The organism is Pseudoxanthomonas sp. 97-1-1 (assembly GCF_057773125.1).
The window spans coordinates 594,068-613,089 of record NZ_JBYMTJ010000003.1; the positions used below are offsets into that span (position 1 = coordinate 594,068).

12 protein-coding genes are annotated in these 19,022 nt (G+C 69.2%); 7 read left to right on the forward strand and 5 right to left on the reverse strand.

The window, feature by feature from the left end:
• Positions 1–83 precede the first annotated feature (83 nt).
• The gene (gene hrpA, locus AC3DET_RS14575; protein ID WP_488392076.1) at positions 84–4,208 is read left to right on the forward strand and encodes an ATP-dependent RNA helicase HrpA; all 4,125 of its coding nucleotides are present in this window, start codon (positions 84–86) and stop codon (positions 4,206–4,208) included.
• A gap of 15 nt (positions 4,209–4,223) precedes the next feature.
• Here hrpA and AC3DET_RS14580 read toward each other — a convergent pair whose 3' ends face one another.
• Both AC3DET_RS14580 and AC3DET_RS14585 read right to left on the reverse strand, forming a co-directional pair.
• Entirely contained in the window at positions 4,224–4,700 is a 477-nt protein-coding gene (locus AC3DET_RS14580) for a hypothetical protein (protein ID WP_337731404.1), read from the reverse strand.
• Positions 4,701–4,720: 20 nt separating this feature from the next.
• Positions 4,721–5,239, reverse strand: coding sequence for a hypothetical protein (locus AC3DET_RS14585; RefSeq protein ID WP_488392077.1), 519 nt, complete (start codon positions 5,237–5,239; stop codon positions 4,721–4,723).
• Positions 5,240–5,310: 71 nt separating this feature from the next.
• On the opposite strand from AC3DET_RS14585, the gene AC3DET_RS14590 reads away from it, so the two are divergent.
• Together AC3DET_RS14590 and AC3DET_RS14595 are read left to right on the forward strand one after the other, a co-directional pair.
• Positions 5,311–7,455, forward strand: coding sequence for a RelA/SpoT family protein (locus AC3DET_RS14590; RefSeq protein WP_488392078.1), 2,145 nt, complete (start codon positions 5,311–5,313; stop codon positions 7,453–7,455).
• Positions 7,456–7,649: 194 nt separating this feature from the next.
• The gene (locus AC3DET_RS14595) at positions 7,650–9,065 is read left to right on the forward strand and encodes a tetratricopeptide repeat protein (protein WP_488392161.1); all 1,416 of its coding nucleotides are present in this window, start codon (positions 7,650–7,652) and stop codon (positions 9,063–9,065) included.
• Here the strand turns inward: AC3DET_RS14595 and AC3DET_RS14600 are convergent.
• On the reverse strand, positions 9,062–11,158 hold the full coding sequence (locus AC3DET_RS14600; RefSeq protein WP_488392079.1) for a glycosyltransferase: 2,097 nt from the start codon (positions 11,156–11,158) through the stop codon (positions 9,062–9,064). The genes AC3DET_RS14595 and AC3DET_RS14600 overlap by 4 nt on opposite strands.
• Before the next feature lie 126 nt (positions 11,159–11,284).
• On the opposite strand from AC3DET_RS14600, the gene mrcB reads away from it, so the two are divergent.
• From mrcB to tsaB, 4 genes are all read left to right on the forward strand, one after another.
• Positions 11,285–13,666, forward strand: coding sequence for a penicillin-binding protein 1B (gene mrcB / locus AC3DET_RS14605; RefSeq protein ID WP_488392162.1), 2,382 nt, complete (start codon positions 11,285–11,287; stop codon positions 13,664–13,666).
• 2 nt (positions 13,667–13,668) lie between these two features.
• Positions 13,669–14,250 carry a hypothetical protein gene (locus tag AC3DET_RS14610; RefSeq protein ID WP_488392080.1) on the forward strand — a complete coding sequence of 194 codons (582 nt, stop codon included), beginning with the start codon at positions 13,669–13,671 and terminating at the stop codon, positions 14,248–14,250.
• Positions 14,251–14,314: 64 nt separating this feature from the next.
• On the forward strand, positions 14,315–16,360 hold the full coding sequence (gene yoaA, locus AC3DET_RS14615) for a DNA repair helicase YoaA (protein ID WP_488392081.1): 2,046 nt from the start codon (positions 14,315–14,317) through the stop codon (positions 16,358–16,360).
• Between the two features lie 55 nt (positions 16,361–16,415).
• Positions 16,416–17,156, forward strand: a complete 741-nt coding sequence (gene tsaB / locus AC3DET_RS14620) for a tRNA (adenosine(37)-N6)-threonylcarbamoyltransferase complex dimerization subunit type 1 TsaB (protein ID WP_337731397.1) — start codon at positions 16,416–16,418, stop codon at positions 17,154–17,156.
• Between the two features lie 11 nt (positions 17,157–17,167).
• On the opposite strand, the gene AC3DET_RS14625 is transcribed toward tsaB, so the two are convergent.
• Complete coding sequence (locus AC3DET_RS14625) at positions 17,168–18,043, reverse strand: TonB family protein (RefSeq protein ID WP_488392082.1); 876 nt, start codon at positions 18,041–18,043, stop codon at positions 17,168–17,170.
• Position 18,044: 1 nt separating this feature from the next.
• On the reverse strand, positions 18,045–18,989 hold the full coding sequence (gene gshB, locus AC3DET_RS14630) for a glutathione synthase (RefSeq protein ID WP_488392083.1): 945 nt from the start codon (positions 18,987–18,989) through the stop codon (positions 18,045–18,047).
• Between the last annotated feature and the right edge of the window lie 33 nt (positions 18,990–19,022).

Sequence of the window (19,022 nt, forward strand, 5' to 3'; positions counted from 1 at the left end):
CTCCTGAGGGTGGGTTGAGACGGCACAATAGACACACTAGAACATGTGGCGTGAGCAAAAAGTTTCAAGCGCTTGCTGTAAAGATGACGACTTCCCGCGACCCTTCCCCTGCCAGCCCCGACCGCGTCGTTCTCGAACAGGCGCGGCGATCGCTTGATCGCGCCCTGAGCCGCGACCGCGGCCGCCTGCACGGGTTGTGGTCGCGCTGGCAGGGCAAGCCGGCCGATGCGGGCGCACGGCAGGCCTTCGAACAGGCATTGAATGCCTCCATCGCCACCCGCGAGCGCCGCCAGTCCACCGTGCCGGCCGTGACGCTGGACGCGTCGCTGCCGATCGCCCGCGAGGGCGAACGCATCATCGAGCTGATCCGCAATCACCAGGTGGTGGTGATCGCCGGCGAGACCGGGTCCGGCAAGACCACCCAACTGCCCAAGCTGTGCCTGGCGGCCGGGCGTGGCGCGGCCGGCATGATCGGTTGCACGCAGCCGCGCCGCATTGCGGCACGCGCCGTGGCGCGACGCGTGGCGGAAGAGCTGAAGACTGAGCTCGGCCGGGGTGTGGGCTTCCAGGTGCGCTTCAACGACCAGGTCGGCGAGGACACCCACATCAAGTTCATGACCGACGGCATCCTGCTGGCGGAAATCGCCAGCGACCGCTGGCTGTCGGCCTACGACACGATCATCGTCGACGAAGCGCACGAGCGCAGCCTCAACATCGACTTCCTGCTCGGCTACCTGAAGCAGCTGCTGCGCAAGCGCCGCGACCTGAAGGTCATCGTCACCTCGGCGACCATCGATACCGAACGCTTCGCCCGCCACTTCGACGATGCGCCGGTGATCAGCGTGGAAGGCCGCACCTACCCGGTGGAAGTCCGCTACCGGCCGCTTGAAGGGGAAGCGCACGAGGGCGAGGAAGACCGCGGCGGCGACCGTACGGTCAACGATGCCATCGTCGGCGCCATCGACGAGATCACCCGGCTGGATGCACGTGGCGACGTGCTCGTCTTCCTGCCCGGCGAACGCGAGATCCGCGATGCGCATCAGGCGCTGGAGCGGCGCAAGTACCGGCAAACCGAAGTGCTGCCGCTGTACGCGCGGCTGTCCAACCAGGACCAGGACCGCGTGTTCAACCCGGGACCGAGCCGTCGGATCGTGCTGGCGACCAACGTGGCCGAGACCTCGCTGACCGTGCCGCGCATCCGCTACGTGGTCGATCCGGGCTTCGCCCGCGTCAAGCGCTACAGCCCGCGCAACAAGCTCGATCGCCTGCACATCGAGCCCATTTCGCAGGCCAGCGCCAACCAGCGCAAGGGCCGCTGCGGCCGTGTTGCCGAAGGCATCTGCTACCGCCTGTACGCCGAGGCCGATTTCCAGTCCCGCGCCGAGTTCACCGACCCGGAAATCCGCCGTTCCAGCCTGGGCGGGGTGATCCTGCGCATGCTGCAGCTGGGCCTGGGGCGGATCGAGGACTTCCCGTTTCTGGAAGCCCCCGACGAACGCGCCGTCGCCGATGGCTGGCAGCAGCTGACCGAGCTCGGTGCCATCGACGGCGAACGCCGCTTGACGACCATCGGCAAGCAGATGGCGCGGCTGCCGGTGGACGTGAAGCTGGCACGCATGCTGGTCGCCGCGCAGGCCGCGGGCTGCCTGCGGCCGATGCTGGTGATCGCGTCGTTCCTGGGGATCCAGGATCCGCGCGAGCGTCCGGCCGATGCGCGCGGCGCGGCGGATACCGCGCACGCGCAGTTTGCCGATGGCCGCTCCGAGTTCGTCGGTGTCCTGCGCCTGTGGGATGCCTATCGGCAGGCCCACGAAGACCTGACCCAGTCGAAGCTGCGCGACTGGTGCGGCCGCCATTTCCTGGGCTTCCTGCGCATGCGCGAGTGGCGCGAGCTGCATCGGCAGTTGCGCCTGCTGTGCGAGGAACTGGGCTGGAAGGAAGAAGACGCCGATGCCTCGATGGCGCCGTTGCTGGACGGCAGCCGTGCGCCGCCGGTCGCGCGCGATGATGCAGCGGCCGTGAAGGCCACACGTGGCCAGTTGCATCGTGCCGCACGATTGGCCCGCGAAGGGAAGGCCGATGTCGCACCTGCACCGGTGGCCGCGCGCGCGCAGCAGGACCAGGTGCCGACCGCTGGCGGCTACAGCGAACGCGCGCGCGCCAGCGCCTACCAGACCCTGCACCGTACGCTGATCGCCGGCCTGCCGACGCAGATCGGTCATCGCACCGAGAAGGGCGACTTCCAGGCGCCACGCCAGCGCCGCTTCCTGCCGTTTCCCGGTTCGGCGCTGTCCAAGCGACCTCCGCCGTGGCTGCTGGCGGCCAACCTGCTGGACACGCAGAAAGTGTGGGGCATGACCCTGGCCGCGATCGAGCCGGACTGGGTGATCGCCGAACTGCCGCATCTGCTGCTGCGCAAGCATTTCGACCCGCACTGGTCGCGCGCGCAGGGGCAGGTGCTGGCGTCGGAGCAGATCAGTCTGTTCGGACTGGTGCTGGCGCCGAAAAAACCCGTGCACTATGGCCGCATCGCGCCCGGCGAAGCGCACGACATATTCGTGCGCCAGGCCCTGGTCACCGGCGAAATCAACACGCGTGCGGCGTTCGTGGCCGACAACCTGAAGACGCTGGAACAGGCCCGCGAGGAAGAAGCCAAGCTGCGCCGCGCCGGCCTGGTGGCCGACGAGGACTGGCAGGCCCGCTGGTACCTCGACCGCGTACCGTCCGACATCCATTCCGCCGCCGGTCTGGATGCGTGGTGGAAGGCGCTGCCGGCGGACAAGCGCCGTGCGTTGCACTGGTCACTTGTGGACCTGTTGCCCGGCGAGGGCAGCGAAGAGGATCGCTATCCGAAGTATTTCGCCCTCGGCGATGCGCGGCTGCCGCTGCACTACAGATTCGAGCCGGGTGCAGCCGATGACGGCGTGACGCTGGAGGTGCCGTTGCACCTGCTCAATGCGCTCGACCCCGCGCGCCTGTCGTGGCTGGCGCCGGGTTTCGTTGCCGACAAGGCGTCGGGCCTGATCCGCAGCCTGCCCAAGGCGATGCGGCGCAACTACGTGCCGGCGCCGGATTTTGCGCGGGCGTTCTTCGAGGCGTTCCCGAAGCCGAGCGCCGACGATGTGCGTGGCGAACTCGCGCGATTCCTTTCCCGCGCCACCGGCGTGGCGGTCGCCGCCATCGATTTCGACGAAACCGCGCTGGAGCCGCACCTGCGCATGAACCTGCGGCTGCGCGAAGACCCGCGAGGCGGCGGTGAAGGCCGCGTGCTGGCCGAGTCGCGCGATCTCGAGGACTTGCGTGCGCGCTTCGGTGATCGCGCCGGGCAGGCGTTCGCCGCGCGCGCGGGCCGCGAGATGGCGGCGACCGGCCTGCATGATTTCCCGGCGCAGCCGATTCCACTGCAGGTACCGGGCGAGGCCGGGGTGCCCGCGTACCCCGCGTTGCGTGATGACGGCGACAGCGTGGCCCTGCACGTGTTCGCCGATCGCGCGCAGGCGCAGGCCGCGCATCCGCTTGGCGTGCGCCGCCTGCTGGAATTCGCGCTGGCCGACAAGATGAAGCAGGCGCGCAAGCAGTTGCCGGTGTCGCCGAAGACAGGGTTGCTGTATGCCAGCATCGAATCGCAGGAGCGCCTGCGCGGCGACATCGTGGATGCGGCGATCAACGCCGTGTTGGCGGAAGGATTGGATGGGATCCGCGACCGACCGGCTTTCGAGCAGCGGCGTGACGAGGCGGGCAGACGCCTGTTCGGTGAAGCGATGGAACGCCTGAAACTGGCGGACGCGATCCTGTCCGCGGTGGCGGAACTGAAGCCGCAGCTTGAGGCGCCGCTGATGGGGTGGGCGCGCGGCAACCTGGATGACCTGCGCGAGCAACTGGCGGCGCTGGTGCATCCGGGCTTCCTGCGCGAGACGCCCGCCGATGCGCTGGCGCAACTGCCGCGTTACCTGAAGGCGATGACGCTGCGTGCCGAACGTGCCAAACGCGATCCGGCGCGTGACCAGGCACGGATGCTCGAACTCAAACCCTTCGTGGATGCCTTGCAGGGCGCCTATGCGTCCGGCGTGGCGCATGACGCCGGCTGGCAGGCGTTGCGGTGGGAGCTGGAAGAGCTGCGGGTGTCCGTGTTCGCACAGGAGCTTGGCGCGCGCGCGGGCGTGTCGCCGAAGAAGCTCGCGCAGCGCCTGCAGGCGCTGCGCGGTTGATGCATGTCGCGGGCGTCAGTCGATCCGGGTGACCTTGGGCCTGGGCACATGTCCCTCGACCTGCAGGTACCAGCCGCCCACGAGTCCCGGCGTGATGGTCACGTTCGCGTTGGAGATGCGCTTCATCGAGGTGTAGTCGCCCTCGGTGACGCGCCAGCGCTGACCGTTGGCGAGGGTCAACTCCGTGCCGCGGGTCCAGCCGCGCAACTCGCCCACCAGGGCGCTGGAGATGGATTTGACGCCCTCGTCCGAGAACGAAGCGCCGCGCACCTTCGTGGCGCTGTCTTCGCGTGCGGCCTTCACGACGGCTTGCTGGTCGTCGCTGAGCAGGCGGTTGAGCAGGTCGAGCTGTTGCCCGGTCAACTGGTCCAGGCCGGTGGCTTTCATCTGGTCGGCGGACAGCCGCTTCTCGATGGCGACGTACTCGCGGGCCTGCAGGGGCAGGGTGGCGGCGAACAGTGCGGCGAGCAGGAAAAGACGGATCGGGCGCATGGGCATCCTCGAGGTGGGCATCACTTGATGCGGCGGACGGGGGCGGCGGTGTTGTAGCCGTCGATCTTCAGGAACCACTTGTTGCCGAAGCGGGAGGGCGTGATGTTCACGGTGGGGTCCTGGCGACGCACCCCGGCCAGGGAGACCGCTTCGACCTGCTCCCAGACCTGTCCGTTGGCGAGCGTGTACTGGCGGCCCTGCGCGAAGCCGGTGAAGGCCCCCACGATGGTGCTCTTGATGGGTTCGGCGGTGCCGAAATCGAAGAAGCCGCGCGTCTCCTGCTCAACTTCCTTGCGGCCTTCCTGCTTGGCCTGCCGTACGGCCTGCGCCGTCTGCTGGCCGACGCGACGCTGCAACCATTCGTCCAGCGTGGCGAGTTCGGCGGGACTGAGCTTGTCCAGGCCGGCCGCCTTGAACTCCGTGTCGGTCATCGCCTCGCGCAGCTTGCCCAGGTGCGCGTCCTTCGCGGCGTCCTGCGCGAATACCGGCGATGTGGCCACCAGTAGTGCGACAGACAGAAACAAGCGGCTCATCTTCATGGTTGTTCCCTTGGGCGACTGGCCGGTAGTGTAGTCATTCTGGCGGCGACTGACCGCCACGCCGAATCCCGATGACCTCCCCCGATCCCGACATCGCCACGCTGCTGCAGAGGCCCGCCCTGGAGGCGCTGCCCGCACCGCTGCGACGTGCGCTCGCGGATGCCTCGGCCGCACCGGGCGCCGGCGAGGGCATGCCCGATCCGGTGGGCGTGCTGGCGGACACGCTGGATACCCTGACGACGCTGGGCGCGGATGGCGATGTCATCCTCGCGGCGATCCTGCATGGGCTGCCGGCCGTGCAGCCCGCTGTCGCCAGGCTTGCGCCCGGATTGGCCGATCTGCTGGAAGGCCAGGTCGCTGCGGCGCAGGTGTGGGCCCTGCACGCGGAACAGGCGCGCGGGGTGAATACCGAGGGCCTGCGCCGGCTGCTGCTGGCGATCGTGCGGGACCTGCGCGTGGTGCCGATCCTGCTGGCCCGCCAACTGGCGCGCATGCGCGCCGCCGGCGCCCTGCCGGAGGAGGAACGCCAGGCGCTGGCCAGGCTCACGCGCGACATCCACGCGCCGCTGGCGAACAGGCTCGGCATCTGGCAGCTGAAATGGGAGCTGGAAGACCTGGCTTTCCGGTACCTGCAGCCGCAGACCTACAAGCAGATCGCCACGCAGCTGGACGAGAAGCGGATGGGCCGGGAGCGCTACATCGGCGCGGTCATCGAAGCGCTCCGCGCCGCCCTTGGCGAGAACGGCATCCGTGCCGATGTCAGCGGGCGGCCGAAACACATCTACAGCATCTGGCGGAAGATGCAGCGCAAGCAGGTGGCGTTCGACGAGCTCTATGACCTGCGCGCGGTACGCATCGCCGTGGACGATGTGGCTGCCTGCTATGCCGCGCTGGGTATCGTGCATGCGCTGTGGGTGCCGATTCCCAGCGAGTTCGACGACTACATCGCACGGCCCAAGGCCAACGACTACCGGTCGCTGCACACCGCCGTGGTGGGCCCCGAAGGCCGCACGCTGGAAGTGCAGATACGCACGCACGAGATGCACGCGCAGGCCGAGCTGGGCGTGGCGGCGCACTGGAAATACAAGGAAGGCAAGGGCGGTGGCGATGCGTTCGATCGCAAGATCGCCTGGATGCGCCGGCTGCTGGACGGGGTGGCCGAAGGTGCCGCCGGCGACGGCGCGCTGGCGGGCGACCTGGATGCGGAGCTGGTCGAGGACCGCGTCTACGCGTTGACGCCGAAGGGCGAGGTCGTCGATCTGCCGCAGGGCGGCACCGTGCTCGACTTCGCATATCACGTGCACACGATGGTCGGGCACCGCACGCGCGGCGCGAAGGTCAATGGCCGCATCGTGTCGCTCAATCACGTGCTGCGCAGCGGCGACCGTGTCGAGATACTGACCTCGAAGGAACCGGAGCCGCGTCGCGACTGGTTGCTGCAGGCGAATGGATTCCTGGCCAGCGGGCGCTCGCGCGACAAGGTGCGGGCCTGGTTCCACAAGCTGGACCGGGCACGCAATCTGCAGGCCGGGCGTGAGCTGCTGGAGAAGGAGCTCAAGCGGCTGGGACTGCACCACGCCGACCTGACCGGCGCGGCGAAGAAGTTCCATGCCGACAGCGTCGACGAGCTCTACATCCAGGTGGCCCTCGGCGACGTGGGGCCGCACCAGGTGGGCCGCGCGCTGCACGAGGAGCAGCGCGCCGCCGTCGAGCCCGACCCAACGTCGCTGCCGCTGCGCCGGCCTCCGAGGAAAGTCGCTGCACCAGGCAAATCGAAGTTCACCGTGCAGGGCGTGGGCAACCTGCTCGTGCAATTGGCGCGCTGCTGCCAGCCGGTGCCGGGCGAGCCCATCGCGGGGTATCTGACCCGTGTGCGCGGGGTCACCGTGCATCGCGCCGATTGCGCGGCGTTCGCCCGGCTCGCGGCGGCTAGTCCGCAGCGGGTGCTGCCGGTGGAGTGGGGGCAGGCGGGCGGCGGTTACGAGGTCGACGTGCAGGTCACCGCGCTTGACCGCAAATGGTTGCTCAAGGACATCACCACGCTGATCGCGCAGGAAGAAGCCAACGTGCTGGACATCAACAGCCAGGGCAACCGCGCCAACGGGCGCGTTCATCTGCGACTGCGCCTGAAGGTGGCCGATTTCGGCCAGCTGTCGACATTGCTGGGGAAGTTGGACGCGCTGCCGGGCGTTGAAGACGCGCGACGTTCAGGCTGACTGGTTATGCTGCGGGCGTGACCCGCGAAGACCACCATGACGCCGGACGGAGCCGTCGTATCGAGCCGCGCATCGACTGGACCCGCGCGCCGGCGCCGGACGTGTCATTCCGTGTCGCGCCGGTCCCCGCATGGCGTAGCCGCCGATATTGGCGCTGGGCGGCGGCATCGGTCCTCGTCCTGATCGTACTGGTGATGCTGCTGCGCCGCCCACTGGCGGATGTGCTGTGGCCGGAGACGCGCGTACAGGCGTTGCTTGGCCAGGCGGATCATGCCCTGCGCGAGGGGCGCCTGGATGCCGCCGACGGCACGGGCGCGCGCCAGCTTTACGAAGCGGCCCAAGCGCTCGATGCGGATCGCAACGAGGCCGCGAAGGGCCTTGCGCGCGTCGCCCAGGCAGCCTTGCGCGCGGCGGGGCAAGCGCTGCAACAGAATCGCTTCGACGAGGCGCGCGCGCACCTTCTGCTGGCGCGTGAACTGCAGGTGCCTCGCCCACAGGCCGATGCGCTCGCCGCACGCTTGCGCGCGCGAGAGGCCGAACACGCAGGCATCGACGGCGTGCTCCAGGCGGCCTCGCAGGCGCATGCCGCGCATCGGCTGTTGGGCAGTGACGATGCCGCGCTCCCGCTCTACCAGCGCGTGCTCGCCCTGCAGCCGACACGCATCGAGGCGCTGGAGGGGAGGGAGGATGCGTTGTCCGATCTCCTCCAGGAAGCGAACAGGCATCTCCAGCGCCATGAACTCGCCGAAGCCGCTGCGCGGATCGCGGCGGCGCGCGGATTCGACGCCGGCCACGTCGATCTTCCCCAGGCGGAAGCCGCGTTGACGGAGGCGCTGGACGCGCGGCGCCGTGCTGGCGCACGCGATCTGGCGCGGGGACGCCTGGAGTCCGCACGCTCGGCATACGAGGCGGTGCTCGTGGCTTTGCCGGAAGACGCCGCTGCGAGGCAGGGACTGGAGCAGGTGGGCATCGCATACGCCCGGCAGGCGGAACGGCAGGCGGCCGATTTCCGCTTCGGGCCGGCAGAGCACCAACTCGGTCTGGCGCGCACCCTGGCGCCGCAGTCGATGCGCGTGGCACAGGCCGAGCAGGCCGTGGCACGTGCGCGCGAGGCGCACCAACGACAGGGCCGGGAGTCCAACGTGCCGGCGCGCGAGCGCGAGCAGCGCGTGCGTGCATTGCTCACAGCCATGGAACAGGCCGAGACGAAAGGGCAATGGCTTACCCCTCCCGGGGAGAGCGCCTACGACACGTTGCGCGCGGCACAGGCGTTGTCGCCTGACCACCCCGCGGTCAGGCAGGCCGCAGCGCGGCTGTTGCCGGCGGTGCGCGACTGTTACGAAGACGAGTTGCGCGCCAATCGCATCCGTCGCGCGCAAGCCTGCCAGCAGGCATGGCAGACCTTGCAGCCCCGCGATCCTGCGTTGGCCGATGTACGCAGGCGGCTGGCGGAAAAATGGATCGCGGTGGGTGCGGAACGACTGGGCGCAGGTGACGTGGCATTCGCGACGCGGGCGCTCGAGGAAGCGCGCAAGCTGGATGTCGACTCGCCCGGGCTGGATGACTTCGAGGCGCGCGTCAAGGTGGCGCAGGCCGCGCCCGCACGCTAGCGCCGGAAAACACGCTGCACGGTGCCGTGTGCCGCTTGCATCGAGAAATGCTGCTCGATGTTCGCGCGACCATGGGCTGCGAGTCGTTCCCACAGTTCTTCGTCGCGATACAACGTGAGGACGGCATCGGCGAATCCCGCGGCGTCGTCAGCGACCAGCACGTCGTGCCCGCTTGTCAGGTGCATGCCCTCGACGGCGCAGGCCGTGGCCACCATCGGTTGGCCGTGCGCCATGCTCAGGTTCACCTTGCCCTTGACGCCCGCACCGAAACGCAGGGGCGCCACCGCGACGCGCGCACCGTCCATGTAGGGCCCCAGGTCCGCCACGTGCCCATGGATCACGATGCCGGGCTGCGCCTGCAGTGCGAGCACGTCGGCCGGCGGCGCCGTGCCGATGCAGTGGAAGCGGATGTCCGGCTGCCGCGCGTGGATGAGCGGGAAGACCTCGCGGCCGAACCACAGCACGGCATCGACGTTGGGCGGATGGCGGAAGCCGCCCACGAAGACCAGATCGTGCCGCTGCCCGAAGGGCAACCCGGTATGCGCCACTTCGTGCAGGTTCGCCAGGACTTCGACATCGGCCCCCGGCAACAGCGCCGACAGCATGTCGCGTTCGGCCGGGCTGACCACGAGCGTGGTGTCCGAGGCGCGGATCACCGACAGCTCGCGTTCGCGCGTCCTTTCGGCAGCGTGGCGCAGCGTGGCGTCACCGGCGAGTTCCGCGCCACGCATCTCGCGCAGGAAGTGCAGATCGACCGTGTCGAACACCACGCGCGCCTGCGGCGCGAATCGTCGGACGAGGGGCAGGAACTCCGCCGCCACATAGTGGCGTGACAGCATCACCACGTCGAAGCGATGGCCGTGCTCATGCAGCCACGCGGACGGGCGTTGCACGAACGGCGCGTGCCAGGCTTCGACGCCCTGTTGCCGTAAGCGCGCCGTGTCGTCGCCCGCATAGCGGAGATCTGCCGGCAGGAACACCACGTGGGCACCGTCGGCATTGAGCAGCCGCATCAGGTTGGCAAGGCGCAGGGACGCGGAATCATGCTGCGGTCGCGGTGTTTCCGCATCGATGATGAGGATCTGCCGCTGCGGCTGGACGACGGAGCCGGCCGAAGGCAGGCTGTCCGCGGAGGGGTGCGTGGCAAGCGCCGCTGCCCATTTCTCTGCGAACACACTGCGGTTGCGCACCTGGTAGGCCTTGGCGCCACTGCCGGTATCGGTGCCGGAGGTGACGCCTTCCAGATGCACCACGCGCGACGCCGGCTGGTACAGCACGCGATGGCCCAGCACGCGCAAGGCGAAGGCGAGGTCGGTGTCCTCGTAGTACGCCGGCGCGTAACGTGTATCGAATCCGCCCACTTCCTCGAACAGCGCAGCGCGCACCGCGATCGCCGCGCCGGAGCAATAGTCCGCGTCGCGCACGCTGGCGTAGCGGGGGTCGTCGGGCGAGTCGAAGCGCCCGTAGTTCCAGGCCGATCCATCGTTGAATACCACGCCGCCGGCTTCCTGCAGGCGGCCATCCGGATAGATCAACTGTGCACCGACCAGGCCCACCTCCGGGTGTGCATCGAACGTGGCGAGCAGCGCGTCAAGCCAGCCGGGTTGTGGCACGGTGTCGTTGTTGAGGAATACCAGGCAGTCACCGGTCGCGCGTGATGCGCCGTCGTTGCAGGCCGCGATGAAACCGCCGTTGACTGCGCGGCGGTGGTAGCGCAGTCCGGTGATCTGCGGCATCCATGCGTGCGTCTCGTCGTGGGAGCCATCGTCGACCACGATGATTTCGCAGGCGGTCGTGGGAGGGTGTTCGGCGAGTGCCCGCAGGCAGGCGAGGGTATGCGCCGCCTGGTTGTAGACCGGGATCACGATGCTGGCGCGCGGCGCGCCGCTGGCCGGCACCGCAAAAGGCTGGAATGCGCCGGCATGGGGAAAGTAGAGGGGCCCGGAGGCCGGCGGCGCACGTCGCGCGAACTGCCGGCGCACCCGCGCCCAGGTCGGGCCCAGGCCGCGCGTGCGCAGGCTGGCCAGACCTCGACGGACCAGGCCGCGCGCGCGTTCCAGCATGAAGCGCACGTGGGCCCACGACATCGACATTCCGTTGCAACTCCAGCTGAGCGAAGGGGGAAACCGGGCCGGACGCACCCTTGGGACTGCGCTAGACTCGCCCGAATTCCCATTGTCGCATCCCCTGTGGCCCGCAACGACTACGACGACGAAGCGCTGGACGAAGACGACATCGATGACGGCGGCGGCCCCGGCTGGCGGCAGCGCCTGCTGACGTGGGGCCTGGCCCTGGTAGGTCTGGGCCTGGGATTCCTGATCCCCTACACGCTGTATCTGAACCACCAGGTCACCGAGCGCTTCGGCGAGTTGCGCTGGCAGATCCCCACCCGGGTGTACGCGCGTCCGCTGCAGGTCGCGCCAGGGCTGGCGATGGACGCGCAGACGCTGAAGACCGAGCTCGATGCCGCGTCGTATCGCGACGATGGCACGGGCCAGGCCCCAGGCACCTACGCCCGGGAAGGTGGTCGCTTCACCATTTCCAGTCGCGGCTACATCGACGTGGATGGTCGCGTGGCGCCCCGGCGCATCCAGGTCAGCCTGTCCGGCGGCCGGGTGGCGAGCGTGCGCGACATCGCGCGCAAGCAGGCGCTGAAAGCGGCGCGGCTGGATCCGGCGCGCATCGCGACGCTGTACGGGCAGAAGCAGGAAGAGCGCCGGCTGGTGCGGCTGGAGGAAGTGCCGGAACTGCTGGTGACGGGCCTGCAGGCCGTCGAGGACCGCGACTTCAAGGATCATCACGGCGTCGACCTGTCGGGCATGGTGCGTGCGGCGTGGCTGCTGGTGCGTTCGGGTGGCGATACGCGCCAAGGCGCCAGCACGCTGACCCAGCAGCTGGCGCGCAGCGGCCTGCTCGGCATCGGCAAGGAACAGACGCCGACGCGCAAGTTCAACGAGATCCTGTATGCGCTGATCCTCGAGGCCCGCTACGACAAGCGCACCATCCTGGAGGCGTATTTCAACCAGGTGTATCTGGGCCAGCGCGGCAGCCAGGCGATCCATGGCGTGGCCGCGGGATCGGAATTCTGGTTCGGTCGCGATCTGGACAGCCTGACCACCGAACAGGTCGCGTTGCTGATCGGCATGGTGAAGGGGCCGTCGCACTACGATCCACGACGCAATCCGGATCGCGCCAAGGACCGCCGCGACTACGCACTGCTGAAACTCCATGAGACCGGGCTGATCGACGACGCCGAATACAAGCGCGCACTCGCCGCGCCGCTCGGGGTGACGAAGACGCCGGGCATGGCCGCCGCGAATCGCTTCCCGGCGTATGTCGACCTCGTTCGCCGCCAGTTGGCGCGCGATTACCCCGAGAGCGCGCTGCAGGGGGCGGGCCTGAGTGTGCTGACCGGCATGTCGCCGTCGGCACAGGCCTACGCGGAAGCATCGGTCACGCGCACGATCAAGGCGCTGGAGAACAAGCGCCGGCCCCCGCTGCAGGCCGGCATGGTGGTGACCGACGTGCATGATGGCGACGTGCTGGCGGTGGTCGGCAGCCGCAACGTGTCGGAGGTGGGCTTCAACCGTGCGGTGGAAGCGCAACGTCCGGTGGGCTCGCTGCTCAAACCGTTCGTCTACTTGCTCGCGCTTGCGCAGCCGGACCAGTATTCGCTGGCATCGTGGGTCGACGATTCGCCGGTGACCGTCCAACTCGGCAAGAACCGGCGCTGGACGCCGGCCAATTCCGACCGTCGCAGCCATGGCACCGTGCGCCTCGTGGATGCGCTCGCGCGCTCGTACAACCAGGCCACCGTGCGCGTGGGCATGAAGGTCGAGCCGGAACGCCTGGCGCAGTTGATCCGCGTGCTGGCCGGCATCGAAGCAGAGCCGAATCCCGCGCTGATACTGGGCGCGACCGACCAGAGCCCGTACGCGATGGCGCAGCTGTACCAGTTCCTCGCGTCGGGCGGTGAAATCCAGCCGTTGCACGCGGTGCGCGGCGTGCTCGACCCGGATGGCAAGCTGCTCAAGCGCTACGACAAGACGCCCGCCCCGGCACAGGAAGGCGATTCCATCGCGGCGAACCTGATTTCCGTGGCCCTGCAGCAAGTGGTGTCCAACGGCACCGGCCGCCAGCTGATCGGCGACGGGCTGGGCCGCCTGCAGTCCGCGGGCAAGACCGGCACCAGCAACGATGGCCGTGACAGCTGGTATGCCGGCTACACCGGCGATCACCTGGCCGTGGTGTGGATGGGCAACGACCAGAACGAACAGACCGGACTGTACGGTGGTACGGGCGCGATGCGCGTGTGGTCCGGATTGTTCGCTCGCCTGCCTACCGCACCGTTGAAGGTGTCGGACAAGGGGCTGGACTGGCAATGGGTCGTCGGTTCGAACAGCACCGATGCCGGTTGCGCCGGCGCACGCCAGTTGCCCTTCGTTTCAGGCTTCGCGCCCGCGTATGCGGCCTGCGTGGTCGAGCAGCCGGTGATCGATGGCGAGGAGCCCGAAGGTGGCGGCTGGCGCAGCTGGTTCGGCCTGGACCGGAAGGAAGAAGCCGCGCCGCCACCCGAAGAGACTCCCCCGCAGCAGCCGTGACCATGAAGTACGTATTCCTCCTGTTCCTGATGATGCTGGCCGGTTGCGCGACCGCACCCGTGCCGGAAACCCCGGTCGCCCGCGATCCTGTGACGCCCGAACAGCGCGTTGCCGCCATCCTGGCCGCTGCAGGTGACGACGACCGCGAACTCGCGGTGCAGCCGCTGCGCGATCCGCAGGTCGAGGACCTGCGTGAGAAGGCGCAGCGGGCCCGTGCGGCCCGCGATTACGCGGGGGCGGCCGAGGCGCTCAACCAGGCGTTGCTGCTGGTCCCCGAAGATCCCGCCGTGCTGCAGGAACGGGCCGAAGTGGCGTTGTCGCAGGGCGACTATGCACGTGCCGACACGCTGGCGCAGCGTGCTTTCCAGCTGGGATCTCAGGTGGGACCGCTGTGCCGCCAGCACTGGGAGACCGTGCGCCAGGTGCGCCAGCACGAGCTTGCGGTGCAGCCATCGCTGCCCGCCCGCCACACGCCCGAAGATGCCGCACAGCATGCCGCCCGCGCAGCGACCAGGCGGGCGGCGATCACCGACGCCGAAAGCCGGCGCGATGCCTGCACCGTGCCCGTGATCGAGCGCATGTGAAGCGCATGCCGCGCGCGATGCGACGCGGTACCCTTGTCGCTGCACGCCGCCCTACGTTTCCACGATGTCCCAGCTAGCCCAGGCCAGCCGCGACGCCCTCAGCGAGGGCGGTGCGCTGGCGGAACGACTCGACGCCTTTGCCCCCCGCGACGCCCAGCAGCGCCTGACGGCGGCGATCGCCGATGCTTTCGACGCGCGCGACGTGCTGCTCGCCGAGGCCGGCACCGGCACCGGCAAGACCTTCGCCTACCTCGTGCCTGCGCTGCTCTCGGGCCTGAAGACCATCGTCTCCACCGGTACGCGCGCGCTGCAGGACCAGTTGTACCATCGCGACCTGCCGCGCGTGCGGGATGCGCTCGGGGTCGCGGGCCTGAAGTCCGCGCTGTTGAAGGGCCGCAGCAATTACCTGTGCCGCTACCGCCTCAACCAGGCCAAGGGCGATCCGCAGGCGTTGCGGACCACTTTCACCAGCCGCGAGCAGGTGGACCAGTTCCAGCGCATCGTCGCCTGGGGCGGGCGCACCCAGTTCGGCGACATGGCCGAACTGGCTGCGTTGCCGGACGATTCCCCGCTGCTGCCGCTGGTCACGTCCACCATCGACAACTGCCTGGGCAGCGAATGTCCGTTCTGGGACGACTGCTTCGTGGTGCAGGCGCGGCAGCGCGCGCAGGCCGCCGACATCGTGGTGGTGAACCACCACCTGCTGCTTGCCGACCTGGCGCTGAAGCAGGAAGGCTTCGGCGAGATACTGCCCGGTGCGCAGGCTTTCGTCATCGACGAAGCGCACCAGTTGCCCGAACTCGCCGCCAATTTCTTTGGCGAAGGCTTCGGTATGCGCCCCCTGCAGGAACTGGCACGCGACTGCCTGGCCGAATCGAAAGACGCAGCGGGCGCTCTGTCGGTCCTGCAGCCGCCGGTGCGCGCGCTGGAGCAGTCCCTGCGCGAATTGCGCGCGGCGATGGAAGGACTGCCGGCACGCGGCACCCGCGAGCGCTTGCTGGCGAAGCCGGAGGTGGCGACAGGCTTCGACGCGCTCGCCGGCGCGCTCGGCGACCTGTCTGCGGCCCTTGCTCCGCTGGCGGCGGCCTCGCTCGGACTGGAAGCCTGCGCGGCGCGGGCGAAGGAATTCGGCACGCGGCTGTCGCGCTGGTACGAGGCACCGTCGGGCGGAGGCGCGTTTGACGAAGAAACCTCCAGGGCCGACGACGCCAGCGACGTGCTGTGGTACGAACTGACGCCGCGCGCCTTCCGCTGCCAGCGCACGCCGCTCGATGTCTCCGGCCCGCTGCGCCAGCACCGCGAGCAATCGCGCGCGGCATGGGTGTTCACCTCGGCCACGCTGGCGGTAGGCGGTCGCTTCGACCATCTCGCCGTGCGGCTGGGGCTGGACGATCCGCCCACGTTGCTGCAACCCAGTCCGTTCGACTGGCCTCGGCAGGCGCTGTGTTACCTGCCCACCGGGCTGCCCGATCCGAATGCACCGGGTTACGGCCAGTCGCTGATCGCCACACTTCGGCCCGTGCTGGAAGCCTCGCGGGGGCGCGCGTTCCTGCTGTTCGCCTCGCATCGCGCGTTGCGCGAGGCGGCCGACGCTTTGCGCGGTGGACCCTGGCCGCTGTTCGTGCAGGGGGAGGCGCCACGCGGCACGCTGCTGCAGCGTTTCCGTGAATCCGGCAACGGCGTGCTGCTGGGCACGGCGAGTTTCCGCGAGGGCGTTGACGTGGTCGGCGATGCGCTGAGCGTGGTGGTGGTGGACAAGCTGCCCTTCGCGGCACCGGATGACCCGGTGTTCGAAGCGCGGCTCGAAGCGGTGCGTCGCGCCGGCGGCAATCCCTTCCGCGATGAGCAACTGCCGCAGGCGGTGATCGCGCTGAAGCAGGCGGTCGGCCGGCTGATCCGCAGCGAGACCGATCGTGGCGTGCTGGTGCTGTGCGATCCGCGCCTGACCGGCAAGCCGTATGGGCGCGTGTTCCTGGATTCGCTGCCGCCCTTCCGGCGCACGCAGCGGGTGCAGGACGTGCAGGGGTTCTTCGGCGTCGAGGCTGCGCCGGAGCCGGTGGCGGCAGCCGGTGACGGCGGCGATGACTGGTTCGCCGACGCCCGCTTCTGAGCGCATCGCGGACCGCAGCGTTTAAGCTAGGCACCTCACGAAACTCCTGTCGCCCATGAAGCTGCTCGCCTTCGAAACCGCCACCGAAGCCTGTTCCGTCGCCGTATACGTCGATGGCGAGGTGCGCGAACGTTTCGAGGTCGCGCCGCGTCGGCACGCCGAACTCGCCTTGCCGTGGGCGGATCAGTTGCTGGCGGAAGCCGGCATCGCGCGCGCGCAACTGGATGCCATCGCCCTCAGCCGTGGCCCGGGTGCGTTCACTGGCGTGCGCCTGGCCATCGCGCTGGCGCAAGGCATCGCGCTGGCGCTGGATCGGCCGTTGGTGCCGGTATCCACGCTTGCCGTGCTGGCGTCGCAGGTGCCGGCGCCCCGCGTGACGGCGGGCGAATGCGGCTGCGATGTCGGCATGGCGCATGCGATCCTGGCGGCCATCGATGCGCGCATGGGCGAGGTCTACACGGGCACGTTCGTGCATCGCGGCGACCGTTTGGAAGCCACGTCAGCCGAAGCCGTGGGGGCCCCGGCCGACTATGCGCTGCCGGGCGCGGACAATGACTGGATAGGCGTGGGCACGGGATTCGCCGCAGCCGACGGCGTGTTCGCCGCGCGCCTGCAGGACCGCTTCCGTCGGGTCGATGCGCAGGCACTGCCGCATGCCGCCGATCTCGCGCGACTGGCGGCCGACGCCTTGCGTCGTGGCGAGATCATCGCGCCCGAGCACGTCGAACCGGCCTACCTGCGCAACAACGTCGCCCTTACCCTCGAAGAGCAGAAGGCGCTGCGCGCCTCGCGCTGAAGGCCCGCACGCTACTCGTCGCGCACTTCACCGCCCGCCAGGAAGCGCCAGGTGCGGGTGACATGCAGGATGTCGACGTTCTCGGCGGTTTCCGGCAATGGCGGGAACGGCGAGGACAGCTGCACGATGCGCTGCGCGGTGGAATCCAGCAGGGGGATGCCGCTGGACTGGATGATGCGGGTCTGCTCCACGCTGCCATCGCGGCGCACCGCCACGCTGATCACCAGCGTGCCGGCCAGGCGCTTGCGGCGCGCCTCGTCGGGATAGTTGAGATTGCCCACGCGTTCGGCGCGATCGACCCAGGCGCGCAGGTAGTTCGCGTAGACGTACTCCTTGGTGCTGGCCGAGACGAACTTGCGCTTCGGCCGCTTGGCGTAGAGCTCCGAGCGCAGGTGGTACTCGGCGGCGAGCCGCGCCATCTCGGCATCGCGCTGCACCTTCTGTTCGCCCTGGGGCAGCTCGGGCCGGTCGGGTTGCGGGCGCGCTTCCGGTGCCGGCGCACGGGCTTCGCCGTCGCGGGCGGTGACGACGCGGCTCTCCGGGGGGGGCACCGGGGCCGTGGTCTGCGCACGCAGTGGCTGTGGCGCCAGACCGGTATCGGGCTGCGGAATCCAGCCGGCCTGGCTGTCGCGCGGGCGCCTGGCCTGGTCGTGTTCGCCGCCGCCTTCCTGGTTCGCGGCGGCCAGGAAGTCGGCTTCCTTCGGCGTCAGCGGCGTACTGGTCTGGCTGAGGATGACGTCGAGCGTCGGCATCACGGGCGCGGCGTCGTCGAGCGCGAAGCCCACGCCCAGCACCAGCAGGCCATGCACGATCAGCGACAGGGCGAGGGTGGCGCCGAGGCGCTCGTTCGCGCCGATCTTCGGCCGGGTCATGGGAACCGCCGACATCTCAGGCCAGCTTCTTCTCGATGACGTCGAACAGCAGGCCGGCGATGTTGAGGCCGAACTGTGCGTCCAGCTCGCGCACGCAGGTGGGGCTGGTGACGTTGACCTCGGTCAGGTAGTCGCCGATCACGTCCAGCCCGACGAACAGCATGCCGCGGCGCTTCATCTCCGGCCCCACCTGCGCCGCTATCCAGCGGTCGCGTTCGCTCAGTGGGCGGCCTTCGCCGCGACCACCCGCCGCAAGGTTGCCGCGGAATTCGTCGCCCTGCGGGATGCGTGCAAGCGCGTAGTCCACCGGCTCGCCATCGACCAGCAGCACGCGCTTGTCGCCATCCCTGATGCCGGGAATGAAGCGCTGCGCCAGGGTCAGTCTGCCGTCGCCGACCAGGGTTTCCAGGATGACGTTGGTGTTGGGGTCGCCGGCCTTCACGCGGAAGATCGAGCGCCCGCCCATCCCGTCCAGCGGCTTCAGCACGGCCTCGCCATGTTCGGCAACGAACGCCTTGAGCGCGGCCGGATCGCGGCTGACCAGGGTGGGAGGGCAGCACTGCGGGAAGAGCAGGGCGGCCAGCTTCTCGTTGTAGTCGCGCAGGCCCTGCGGGTCGTTGACGATCAGCGCGCCCGCCTGCTGGGCGATGCCCAGCACGTGGGTGTCGTAGAGGTACTGGTCGTCGACAGGGGGATCCTTGCGCATCAGCACCACCTGGCCGGGACCGAACGCCAGCTCGCGCGCTTCGCCCAGGATGAACCAGTCCGTCTTGTCGTCCCTGACTGTCAGTGGGGCGACCTGCGCGCTGGCCTGCCCGTCCCGCAGGGCCAGCCGGCCCGGGACGACGTAGAGGAGGCGATGGCCGCGCCGCTGGGCTTCCAGCAGCATGGCGAAAGTGGTGTCCTTGGCGATCTTGATGGACCCGATCGGATCCATGACGACGACGACGTCCAGCGGCATGGGGGCGGTTCTGCAGGAGACGCGGGGATGGTA